The organism is Glutamicibacter sp. HZAU (assembly GCF_004100365.1).
Taxonomy (GTDB): Bacteria; Actinomycetota; Actinomycetes; order Actinomycetales; family Micrococcaceae; genus Glutamicibacter; species Glutamicibacter nicotianae.
The window spans coordinates 170,175-181,346 of record NZ_SCKZ01000008.1 but is presented as its reverse complement, the minus strand read 5'-3'; the positions used below and the strand labels follow the sequence as shown (position 1 = coordinate 181,346).

The window sequence follows — 11,172 nt, the reverse complement described above, 5'->3', positions numbered from 1 at the left end:
GCTGTGCCGAGCAGTGCCCCGGCGGGGACGCCCACGACGGTTGCGATCGTCGTGCCGGAGAGCAGGATCGACAGTGCACGCCCCTTCTGGTTCGCTGGCACGAGGGTAGTGGCCATGCTCAGTGCTACGGCGAGGAGTCCTGCGTTTGCGAGAGCGCTGAGCACCCGGGTGATGAGCAGGAGAGAGAACACTGGTGTCATCGCTCCGATGACGTGGCTTCCCGCGAACACGAGAAGGCAAACGATCAATGTGAGCCGCGGTGGCCAACGGCGAGCGAATGCCGCCATCACTGGCGCGCCGACGACCATACCGACTGCGAATGCGGAGGTCAGCAGGCCCGCAGTGCCGACCGAGACGTCAAGTTCGGTCGCGATCGCGGGGAGCAATCCCGCGAGCATGAATTCTGAAGTGCCCATGACGAAGACCGCCAGGGCAAGCATGTAGAGGGCAAAAGGCATCGAGTACTCCGAGGTGTGAGATCAAGAAATGGTTCTTCTTGTCACCACGGCCAGCGCCCCGGGTACGCCAGACATACGCCCACACAGATCGTGGGCGTCGTAACTAGTGGTTCAAGGGGCTGGCGGTGTGACCGACAACCCCTGACCTGTCTGATTCGGGACTCGACATGCCCTAAACTCTACCATGCCTTCAATGGCGAGCGGTCTGGACAGATACTTCTTGAATCGGCACGGTGTCATTACGGGCGGGGGCCAGAACAACGTCCCTAGACATCACACCTAGAGCCTCCACAATTGCTCTCATCGCCGTGCTTGACGTATCCGCGTCAAGCACGGCGATAGTCTTTAACTCCAGCAGTTCCCGGTCCGGAAGGCGTCCTCGTGAAGTCAGTGCGTTCTCTCTTAGATCCCTTCGACCGGACCAATGATCCTGACGCTGTGGTGCACCGCCGTACCAGGACTGCCAAGGACGAGATCACCAGCCCGTGGCCCCAGTGGCTCAGCGCCGAGCTCATCGAGATCTTCCAGGGCCTGGGCATCCAGCAGCCATGGCTGCACCAAGCACAGGCGGCTAATCTCATCCACGATGGCCATCACACCATCGTTTCCACCGGTACCGCTTCGGGCAAGTCCATGGCCTATCTGATGCCCTGCCTGGAACAATTGCTTCGGGCCAAGGACAGCGGGTTCAACGATGCCGATGCCGGAGCCTCGGTGCTCTATATCTGCCCCACCAAAGCGCTGGCGGCCGACCAGCTATCCGCAGTGGAAGCCTTGAAGGTTCCCGGGGTCCGAGCCGCTCCCTACGATGGGGATACCGATCAGGCCACGCGTACCTGGGTACGCCAGCACGCCAACTTCGTCTTCACCAACCCCGATATGCTGCATCGTGGCATCCTGCCCAACCATCCGGCTTGGTCCAGGTTCTTCAAGCGGCTTCGCTACATCATCATTGATGAGGCGCATTCCTACCGCGGAGTCTTCGGCTCGCACGTCGCCAACCTAATGCGCCGATTGCGACGCGTTTGCGCCCATTACGGCAACTACCCGGTGTTCATCGGTGCATCCGCTACGAGCTCAGACCCGGAAGCATCCTTCGGTCGCCTCATCGGGGCATCCGCGCAGGCGGTAACCAATGATTTCTCTTCCAGCGGCGAACTGGTGATGGCTTTGTGGGAACCTCCGATGAGCGAGCACAGAGGTGAAAACGGTGCGCCAGTACGTCGCACCGCCGTTGCCGAAAGCGCCTCGATCCTCACCGACCTGATGGCCGACCATGTTCGAACCATTGTCTTCATCAAGTCTCGCCGGGGCGCTGAAACCATCGCAACGCTCACTCGCAAGCATCTGGAAAAATTTGCTCCAGAACTTTCCGTCCGGCTTGCGGCCTACCGCTCGGGCTACCTGCCCAATGAGCGCCGAGCGGTGGAGAAGCAATTGCGCAGCGGCGAGCTGCTGGGCGTCACCTCGACCTCGGCACTGGAATTGGGTATCGACATTGCTGGTCTGGACGCCGTTGTGGTGGCTGGCTGGCCGGGTACCCGCGCGTCGTTCTTCCAGCAAATCGGCCGTGCCGGTCGTTCCGGCCAGGATGCGCTCGCGATCTTTGTCGCGGCCGAAGATCCGTTGGATACCTACCTGGCGCATCACCCCGAAGCCATCTTCGATTTGGGAGTTGAAGCAACGGTCTTTGATCCGCAAAACAAGTATGTGCTCAGCGGCCATCTCTGCGCGGCCGCGCAAGAATCTCCCCTGCGCCCTGAAGAGCTGGAGCTTTTCGGTCCGCAGACCGAGCAGCTTCTGGATTCGCTGGTGCAACGCGGTTACTTGCGCCGGCGTCCTGCCGGTTGGTTCTGGACGCATCCGCAGCATGCGGCGGCGATGTTCTCCATCCGCGCTGATGGCGGAGGGCCAGTTGACATCATCGATGCGGAAACCGGCGCTTTGCTCGGCACCATGGATTCCCCGCAAACGCATTATCAGGCGCATCCAGGAGCCATCTATGTCCACCAGGGTGCGAGCTACCATGTGGAAGAACTTGACGAGCAGAACCACGTGGTGATCGTGACCCGGGTCAATCCCGACTACTACACCACAGCACGCGATCTCACCACGGTCGCCATCGAATCCGAGGAACGCGAGCGCAACCATCGGGACCTGACGATTCATTTCGGCGAAGTGACGGTGACCACCCAGGTCGTTTCCTTCCAGCGCAAATCGGTGGCTTCCAACGAGGTGCTCTCAGAAGAGCCCCTGGAACTTGAAGCCAGGGATCTGAACACCAAGTCCGTTTGGTTCACGCTGACCGAGCAGCGGCTATTGCGAGCTGGCTTGGCGGTTGACCAATTCCCCGGAGCCTTGCATGCAGCCGAGCATGCCATGATCGGCTTGCTGCCCCTTGTTGCCACGAGCGACCGTTGGGATATTGGCGGAGTATCCACCGCGCTGCATATGGATACCGGGCATCCGACAATTTTCGTCTACGATGCCCAGCCCGGTGGTGCAGGGTTTGCCGAGCGCGGTTTCGAGCGCTTCACCGATTGGGTCAGGGCCACCCGAGATGCCATCGAGGCTTGCGAATGCCAGCACGGGTGCCCCAGCTGCGTGCAATCCCCCAAGTGCGGCAACCGCAATAATCCGTTGGACAAGGCCGGCGCGATCTTGCTGTTGACCGCCGTGCTCGATGACGTGGAACCAGCCCACCACCGCTGAACCCATGTGCCTGCTCAGGGCATCGGAGCATCCAGCGGTGGCGCTCCGGCACGCGCCCGGGCTTCGGCCTGATACAGTTCCACGCCCATGGCACGGAATCCGACAGGAACATAGGTTGCTACACGCACCGACTCGCCACCGGGTTCCACCGTGCATGATGCCAACTGCGCACCGTTGGATTGCGCAAGCTGCGCAGCTACGGTGCAGGGTTCGCCGGGACGCAGCCCACGGGCCGTATCTGCGGCAGCCAGCGCCGACATGTCTGCAGCGCTGGCTGCCTGCATCGCAGCTCGTGTTGCTGCAACCCATGCCAGGACCGCACCAGCGATAAGCAGCGCAACAACGACGAGCGCCGTCGCCATGACCGTCCCGCTGCCCTGTTCGTTTCGGAGGCGTTGCAGCTTGCTCATTCGACTGCCACGCTGGCTTGTCCGTGGACCTGCAGGCTGCCGACAATTGGAAGCCGCACGGTTTTGCTAACGTGCACTTGCGAGAAGCCGTTGGATGTTGACAGCGAGAATCGGGCTTGGTTTCCTGCTAGCCGAACCCCGCTGGCGCGAGCGGTGGCATCATCCTCGCCGCGGGCCAATTCCCTGGCCATGGCCCCGGCCGCCTGCTGAACTTGAATCTGTTGGATCCCAACGACACCAAAGCACAGAGCCAAGGACAGCATGATCGCAACTGCTGGCAGCAGCACCGCAAATTCTGCGGTGCTGCTGCCAGATTCATCACTGAATCTCATGGCCTACAGCGACAGTGCTTTAGTGATCAGGCCCATCAGCATGCCGCGTACGTCGCCGCTGGACAGAATGCTGATCAGCAGGCCGGCAAAGGCTACGGCAGCCAGGGTGACCATAGCGAATTCGGCTGTGGTGGATCCCTGCTCTTCCTGGAGCAGATCCCTGATTTCACGGAACCGTCGGTTCATTGTGTTTTCCTTTCTGGGTACCTGTCCCCGGCGCCGATGCCGGGGACCTTGTGCTACTACCTTCGGCGAGCGCAGACGGCGCAGAGATCGGATTCTTGCGAGCTGGGCATAACCTTGGACCGGGATTTACTGGAAGCTTGGGAACAGCGCGATGATCAGTGGAACGACGCCCAGGGCGATGAAGGCCGGCAATGCGCAGGCCCCCAGGGGAAGCACAAGACGGGTACCGAATTGGGCGCCGAGGCGTGCAACTCTCTGCGTATGCTCACGGCGTTGCAGAATCGCAGTATTGCGCAGCAGGTTGGCTGCCGGAGCGCCCGTCCTGTGCGCAAAGTGCAGGGCCTTCCTCAGCGGCGCGAGCCAGGCAGGCACGGCTTCCCAGGCTTTGTCCCACGCCATGTTCATTTCCAGGCAGCGCGCGACGCTGCGCAGGACCGCGCACTGTTCAATGCTGTTTCCGAGCAGATCCAGGATCTCGGTGATGGGCATTCCCGAATCCAGCAGGCTGGCGCTGAGGTCCAGGACCAGCTCGATTGGCTTGTCGTTGTCCTGTCGTCTGTTCCAAAGCCATTGGGCTGCTTTGCCTTCGCCGCTTGTTCGCGCAGTGGACGGCCCTAGTGCCAATGCGATGGCGAGGGCGCCAAAGAGCAGAATCACGAGGATCATGACAATGCCTGGCTAGAGGTTGCCTGCATGAGCCGCTGGCACCAGATCCGATTGGCGATCCAGAGCATTGCCCCAATGAGCACGCTGAGTTGCGCCGCCCATGATTGCGCTATCGTGCCCAGCACGTCGATGCCCAGAAGCAGGCCGAATCCAAACCCCACCAGCGGCAGCCAGGTCAACAATTTGGTGGTTGCTTTCGGTCCGGCCATGGCCGCGTCAAATGCCTGTTGGGCTACCAGTGCGCTTTCGAGGTCTTCGGCAAGCCGTTCCAAGACGTCGGCAAGACTGGCCCCGCTGCGTTCGGAGAGTTCCAGGCACCAGTGCAGCCGTTGCACCGCCGGCACCTGCCCCTGTGCTGCATCTGGTCCGGGTACGCTGTTGCTGAGCCGATGCGTTGCTTGGAGATCCTTGAGCGCACAGATGATGTCCCCGGTGTCATCTTCAGCTTCGAGCAACGCATCAACAGCTGGATGGAACCCCAGCCCGCTTCGGAGCAGCGCCGATAATTCACGGATGATGCGTGCGTCGGTGCTCAGCAGCTGCGCTCCTGCCTGGTGGCGTTCTGCCCCGCGGTTCCACCGTCTGCGCGATGAGCCCGGGGCCCTTTTGCTGGCCGGGTGCGCGGGAATCCAGAGCCATAAGGCCAACGCGCCCAAGATGAGGATCAGCATGGTTCAATGCTCCTTGGTGCCTTCGTTACCCAGCGCCGTGGCGACGGTGCGTGCGAGTGCTTGGCCGAACCTGTCCGCCAAGAAGCGTCGGCCATATTCGGCTAGCGGTTCGGCACCCTCCAGATCGATCAGGTGCCTCATCTGCATCTGGCCGTCGCTACCGGTCTCCAAGCTGCCCAGTGCCACCGGTCCGCGCTGCCCATGGCTGCCCCTGTTCATGTGAATGACGAGATCCAGTGCGCTGGAGGCCTGCAACGCGGTTGCCTGCACACTCCATCCGGCGAGCGCACCCAACGCCGCCAAGCGTGCCGGAACCGACTGCGGGTTGTTGGCGTGCATGGTGCCCGCGGCTCCTTGATGCCCGGTGTTCATCGCCGCCAGGAAATCGCGTATCTCCGACCCGCGGCATTCGCCAACGACCAAGCGGTCGGGACGCATGCGCAGGGCCTGGACAACCAGATCCTTCAGTTCCACTTGGCCGGCGGATTCGACGTTGGCCGAACGGGTTTGCAAGGACACGACATGCGGGTGCGGCACCTGCAGTTCCTGCGAGTCCTCGACGATGACCAAACGGTGCTGCGGGTTGGTCTCGGCCAGCATGGCTTGCAGCAGGGTTGTTTTTCCGCTGCCTGTACCGCCGGTAATCAGGAAGTTCATCTGGCGCTGGACAATGGCTTGGAGCAGCGGCAGCCAAAAGCCCTTGGATCCTTCCAGAACCGCGCCCAGTTCAAGCTGGGCACTGCGCTTGACTCGAATCGAGATCAACGGACCGTCCGTGGCAATTGGCGGCAGCACGGCGTGGACCCGGTAGTTCTTCAAGCTCATGTCCATGAATGGGCTCGCTGAATCCAGCCGTCGTCCAGCGAGGGTCGCCAGATGCACGGCCAGCGTCCGCACCTGTTCCGGGGAGGAAAACCGGAATTCAGTGGGTTCCAGTCCGGCCGGAGAATCGGTCCAGACCCTCCCCTGACCATCCACTAGGACATCGGTGACTTCGGGCCGCTGGGCGAATGGCTCAAGGACAGACAGTCCTGCCACTTCGTGCTGCAGCGATTCCAATGACTGGGCGGCGCCCTGCGATCCCAGGGCCACGCCCGAGTCATGGACGGCTCCGGCCAAGGCAATCGCGTCGAGCTGCCCGCCGGTGAGCAGTGCCCGTTCACGCACTGATTCGAGAATCTTGGCATCGAGCACGGGCCCGCCCATTGCTGGGCTGGCATTGTGGCTGTGCCGTCCCGGGCTCATGGGTGCTGCTCCTTCACCTGCGGTATCAGGCACAGGTTGGACAGGTGCTGGCGCAGTGCCCGGGATTTGAAACTGTCGAAGAGCTGGCCGCGCTCCAGGGCCTTGCTGATCCGCGGAAGGACAGGGACGGCGCCAAGTATCTCCGGAAAGCCTTGAGGGGTGCAGCGCAGTTTCTGCTCCCCGCACAGCACCACTTCCCCTGAAGCTGGCACGGTCATGGAGCTGGCGGTGGCGATATTCCGGTCGATGAACTGGTTCATCACCAGCCGTTGCGGATGCGGTGCACGTCCAGCATCCACCACAATGAGATCGAATCCTTGCCGGGCCGCAGCGAGCAGCCGAATCACCAGCTGGTCTTCCAGCTCCTGCGTTCGGTTGGCGCGGGACCAGGTCAGGATGGCTGTATCGCGCAGTTTCGGCAAAGTTTCGGCCAGTTGATGGGCCGCCAGCGCACCGCCGGATTGCTGTAATTCCTCCCAGCCGATTCCGATAGGCGGCTTCGCGCACACCAGCGGCCACGCTCCTTGGGAATGCGGATCCAAATCAATCATGGCGCTGCGCAGTCCGCTGAGTGTTCCAGCGTGCGCCAGCAGCAGGGCGAGGGTTGTCGTCCCCAACCCTCCGGCCGTGGAATTCAGCGCCAGCGTGTGCCCATGCCCTGCCCGCATGGCCCAAAGGCCGAGGTATTCGCCCAGCCATTGGCTGGCCGATGGCAGAACCGCCACCCGCGCCTTGGGAATCCTGCTGGCCAGAGACCAGATGAGGGCCTCGCTATCCTCCAAGCCGACCAGCACATCTACCGGCCGGCTCGTGTTTTCGGCCAGTGCTGCCATGTCGCTGCCCCACAGCACCGGCCCCGAACCATCGCCGGGCAAAAGCTGCGGGTCTGCGCATTGGTTGATTCGCACCGCCGCGCCGACCGCGATCACCGCGCATCGCTCAATAATCCGCGCGTCGTTGCTCACGATGGTGCAGACCGGTTCATCATCCGCAGTGCGTCCACCAGCTGCCGGCGCGCTGGTTCTCTTCGGAGGCAGCTGCTCGAAATCCGATTCCGTCATCACAAATCGTTGCGCAACCTTCAGCGGCTGGGCCGATGGGGATTCTGATAGCCATTTCATGCATCGAGCGTGGCACCCATCCAATCATTTGCGTGCGGCCAGCCAACCGGCTGGGGATATCGTCCACTGGCACGGCACAATAGATCCATGAGTGCCATCGCCTTCCTTGCCGCCGACCCTGATGGCTATGCCCTCATTGACCTCCGCGACCAGCTCACTGGCAACTCGCTGCAGCCGGTCTCCTCTGTTTCCCGCGAAGAGCTGGCTGGCTTTGTCGCTGAAACCGAGGCACGGCATTCGCCCCGCTGGGCCATGCTCCGCACCACCCCATGGATGCAGCCGCTCGCGGCAGCCGGGGTTTTTCTGGCTAAGGCCTACATTCTCTCCTTGGCGCAGCGCATCCTGCACCGTTCCCCGCTGAGCACGAAGACGCTCGATGACTTCAACCTTGAACAGCCAACCCAGGGCAGGGAATGGGCCAACCAGGATGCGCTCTTCTCCGCACCTGTCACCGGCGAGTCGCTGGCCGAGCTGATCTCCATGTACCTTGCCCAACGCGACGCACTGCCGCAAGAACCCGATGCCCGCCGTCGGCTGGAATTATTGATCCATGCAGAATCGGTAGGCGCCGTGATTGCTTGCGAGATGGAAGAGGCCGGCTTGCCGTGGGATGAAGCCGGGCACCGCGCCCTGCTGCGCGAGCAATTGGGCGAACGCGTCTCCGACTACGGACGACCTCCCAAGCTGGCTGCCAAGGCCCAGCAGCTGGCTGAGGCGTTGGGCAGTCCCGGGCTCAATCCCGATTCGCCGCAGGAAATGCTGCGCGCCCTGCACAAGGCCGGCTTCGCGGTGAGCTCGGTGCGGGCATGGGAACTTGAGCAGATCAAGCATCCGCTGATTACCGAGGTCCTCGAATACAAGAAGCTCTCCCGCCTTGCGAGTACCCACGGCGATGCCTGGCTGGATCAATGGGTGGAAAATGGCAGGTTCCATCCGCACTATGTGCTGGGAACCGTCATTTCAGGACGCTGGGCGGCCTCAGGTGGCGGTGCGCTCCAATTGCCGCATTCCATCCGGCAGGTCGTTCGCGCCCCAGCAGGTTCGATCTTTGTGGTGGCCGACGGCAGGCAGCTGGAACCGCGCATCCTGGCGGCCATTTCCCATGACCAGCAGCTGCAAAAGGCTGGCCAGCAAGACGATCTGTACCAGTGGTTGCTGGATGCCAAGCTTGTCGCTTCGCGCGATGAAGCCAAGCTGGGAATGCTCTCGGTCATCTACGGCGGAGGTGGCGGTGCTTCGGGCACCGTCGGCGCGGCGCTGACCCGCAGCTTTCCCACCGCCATGCGTTTTGTCGAACAGGCGGCGCAGGCTGGCGAACAGGGTGGAGGCGTGCGCAGTTTCCTTGGCCGCGGCTGCCCTCCCGCAGATGAGCAGTGGCTGGCGGCGCAGCGGGCCACCAGCGATGAGGCATCGCAGCGGGCCGCTGACTCCGCGGCGCGGGCCCGTGGCCGGTTCACCAGGAATTTTGTCGTGCAGGCTACCGCGGCCGAGTGGGCCTTGGTGTGGATGGGCCACGCGCGCCACCTGATCCATCAGGCCGGGTGGAGCCGGAGCTGCCGCCAGGTGTTCTTCGTCCATGACGAAATTGTCTTCGAATGCCCCACCGAATTAGCCGGGCAGCTGCAGGAGCTAATCCGCCACGCGGCGATGCTGGCCGGACGCTCGCTGTTCGGCCAGGCCTCGCCGCGTTTCCCGGTCAGCGTTGCGATTTCAGGGAATTACGCGGACGCGAAATAGCGGGCCTCAGGCCATGCGCAGTTCGCGCCGGTTGTCCCACGGACGGGTCCACCCCAGCTCGTTGAACAGCCGGTCCAGCACGATCGCGGTGAAGCCCCAGATGATCCGGTCTTCGAAATCGAAGGCCGGGGACTTGAATTTGCGCGTGCCACGATGCACCACGCCGGTCAGGCGGTTCTTCGGATCCAGCAGGTGCGCCACCGGGGCGCGGAACACCCCAGCGCTTTCTGCCGGGTCTGCCGGATACACCTCGGATTCGGTATGCCACCACCCAAGCACCGGGGTGACCAGGAAGTTCGACACCGGCAGTTCGGTTTCCCCCAAGGTGCCCAGTACTTCGATGCCGGCGGTATCCACGCCGGTTTCTTCCCATGCCTCGCGCAGAGCGGCGCTGGCAACGCTCGGATCCTCTTGGTCGATGCCGCCGCCGGGGAAGGCGATCTGCCCGGCATGCTTGCGCAGGGTCGCTGCCCGCTCCACGAACAACAGGTCCAGGTCGTCCATCTGGGACTGCGGTTCCAGCACTGCCTCGCCGGCCGCGCCGAACAGGATCAGCACCGCGGCCCGGCGCGCGGCACCGAGCTCCATCTCGTTCATCACCCACTCGTTGGGCAGCCGCTGCGTTGCCCCGACCTGCGCCGTGTGGCGGGCGATGACTTGTTCCAATTCCAAGCGTGCGCTCATGCGTCCAATCCGTATCCTTCAGCCCTCAGCTCGCGGCGAGTTGCTCCGGCGATCATTTTCGCCAGCAGTTCTTCCCGTCCTGGTGCAAGCTCATACTTGAGCAACGCTTTGGCCTTGGCCGGTATTTCCTCGCCGATGCCGTACGACGGGCACAGCTTGGCGATCACGCACGCCCCGCAGGCGGGCTTGCGCGCATGGCAGACGCGCCGGCCATGGAAGACCACCCGGTGGCTGAGCATCGTCCAGTCGCGCTTCTCGAATAGTTCACCCACCGCGTGCTCGACCTTCACCGGGTCGGTTTCAGCGGTCCAGCCCAGGCGGTTGGCCAGCCGCCCGAAATGGGTGTCCACGGTGATTCCGGGGACGCCAAAGGCATTGCCCAATACGACGTTGGCGGTTTTGCGTCCCACTCCGGGAAGCTTCACCAGCTCGTCGAGCTTGGCTGGCACTTCGCCGTCGAAGCGTTCCACCAGCGCAGCGGATAGCCCGAGCAGCGAATCCGTCTTGGCGCGGAAGAAGCCGGTGGGGCGGATCAGCTGCTCAAGCTCGGCACGCTCGGCTTGGCTCATTGCGAGGGCGTCGGGGAAACGGGCGAAGAGCGCTGGAGTGATTGCATTGACCCGCACGTCGGTGGTCTGCGCCGAGAGCACGGTGGCTACCAGCAGTTCGAAGGGAGTCTCGAAGTCCAGCTCGGGCACCGCGTAGGGGTAGGCCTGCGCCAGTTCCCGGTTGATCTTGCGTGCCCGGCGCTTCAGCCCCAGCTCGGTTTCATTCTCAAGTTTCTTCGCCACGCTTTAGATCGTGTCATGAGCGCGCTGGGTTTTCACCCCGGAACACTGCCCCGGCATGCTGTTCATCGCGTTCAATCCACCGCTTGGCGCACAAATTACCCGATTTCCGCTATCGCAGTGACACAAAGCACACCTTCATCCTCCGAGGCTGTAACTTTG

At 62.8% G+C, this 11,172-nt stretch carries 13 protein-coding genes; 2 read left to right on the top strand and 11 right to left on the bottom strand.

The features are described from left to right. On the bottom strand, positions 1–458 hold a 458-nt coding region (locus EKH49_RS13845; RefSeq protein ID WP_145964447.1), incomplete at its 3' end, for an MFS transporter. Positions 459–479: 21 nt separating this feature from the next. After that, on the bottom strand, positions 480–533 hold the full coding sequence (locus EKH49_RS17190) for a chloramphenicol resistance leader peptide (RefSeq protein ID WP_011113070.1): 54 nt from the start codon (positions 531–533) through the stop codon (positions 480–482). Positions 534–839: 306 nt separating this feature from the next. On the opposite strand from EKH49_RS17190, the gene EKH49_RS13830 reads away from it, so the two are divergent. Next, entirely contained in the window at positions 840–3,170 is a 2,331-nt protein-coding gene (locus EKH49_RS13830; RefSeq protein ID WP_128471291.1) for a DEAD/DEAH box helicase, read from the top strand. Positions 3,171–3,184: 14 nt separating this feature from the next. Here EKH49_RS13830 and EKH49_RS13825 read toward each other — a convergent pair whose 3' ends face one another. From EKH49_RS13825 to EKH49_RS13795, 7 genes are all read right to left on the bottom strand, one after another. Beyond that, positions 3,185–3,580: an Rv3654c family TadE-like protein gene (locus EKH49_RS13825; protein ID WP_038991687.1), complete on the bottom strand. Its 396-nt coding sequence runs from the start codon at positions 3,578–3,580 to the stop codon at positions 3,185–3,187. Further along, positions 3,577–3,912 (bottom strand): TadE family type IV pilus minor pilin, encoded by a 336-nt coding sequence (locus EKH49_RS13820; RefSeq protein WP_128471290.1) that lies wholly within the window; start codon positions 3,910–3,912, stop codon positions 3,577–3,579. Before EKH49_RS13820 ends, EKH49_RS13825 begins: the two co-directional genes overlap by 4 nt. A 3-nt stretch (positions 3,913–3,915) precedes the next feature. Continuing rightward, a complete protein-coding gene (locus EKH49_RS13815; RefSeq protein ID WP_038991688.1) occupies positions 3,916–4,098 on the bottom strand; it encodes a DUF4244 domain-containing protein in 183 nt (60 codons plus the stop codon). 126 nt (positions 4,099–4,224) lie between these two features. After that, the gene (locus tag EKH49_RS13810) at positions 4,225–4,764 is read right to left on the bottom strand and encodes a type II secretion system F family protein (RefSeq protein ID WP_128471289.1); all 540 of its coding nucleotides are present in this window, start codon (positions 4,762–4,764) and stop codon (positions 4,225–4,227) included. Continuing rightward, a complete protein-coding gene (locus EKH49_RS13805) occupies positions 4,761–5,435 on the bottom strand; it encodes a type II secretion system F family protein (RefSeq protein ID WP_128471288.1) in 675 nt (224 codons plus the stop codon). Before EKH49_RS13805 ends, EKH49_RS13810 begins: the two co-directional genes overlap by 4 nt. Before the next feature lie 3 nt (positions 5,436–5,438). Next, the gene (locus tag EKH49_RS13800) at positions 5,439–6,680 is read right to left on the bottom strand and encodes a TadA family conjugal transfer-associated ATPase (RefSeq protein WP_128471287.1); all 1,242 of its coding nucleotides are present in this window, start codon (positions 6,678–6,680) and stop codon (positions 5,439–5,441) included. Then, a complete protein-coding gene (locus tag EKH49_RS13795) occupies positions 6,677–7,801 on the bottom strand; it encodes a hypothetical protein (protein ID WP_128471286.1) in 1,125 nt (374 codons plus the stop codon). Before EKH49_RS13795 ends, EKH49_RS13800 begins: the two co-directional genes overlap by 4 nt. Before the next feature lie 87 nt (positions 7,802–7,888). On the opposite strand from EKH49_RS13795, the gene EKH49_RS13790 reads away from it, so the two are divergent. Beyond that, entirely contained in the window at positions 7,889–9,538 is a 1,650-nt protein-coding gene (locus EKH49_RS13790) for a bifunctional 3'-5' exonuclease/DNA polymerase (RefSeq protein WP_128471285.1), read from the top strand. Positions 9,539–9,544: 6 nt separating this feature from the next. Here the strand turns inward: EKH49_RS13790 and EKH49_RS13785 are convergent, their stop codons facing one another. Continuing rightward, positions 9,545–10,222 (bottom strand): NUDIX hydrolase, encoded by a 678-nt coding sequence (locus EKH49_RS13785; RefSeq protein WP_128471284.1) that lies wholly within the window; start codon positions 10,220–10,222, stop codon positions 9,545–9,547. After that, positions 10,219–11,013: an endonuclease III gene (gene nth / locus EKH49_RS13780; protein ID WP_128471283.1), complete on the bottom strand. Its 795-nt coding sequence runs from the start codon at positions 11,011–11,013 to the stop codon at positions 10,219–10,221. Before nth ends, EKH49_RS13785 begins: the two co-directional genes overlap by 4 nt. Positions 11,014–11,172 lie beyond the last annotated feature (159 nt).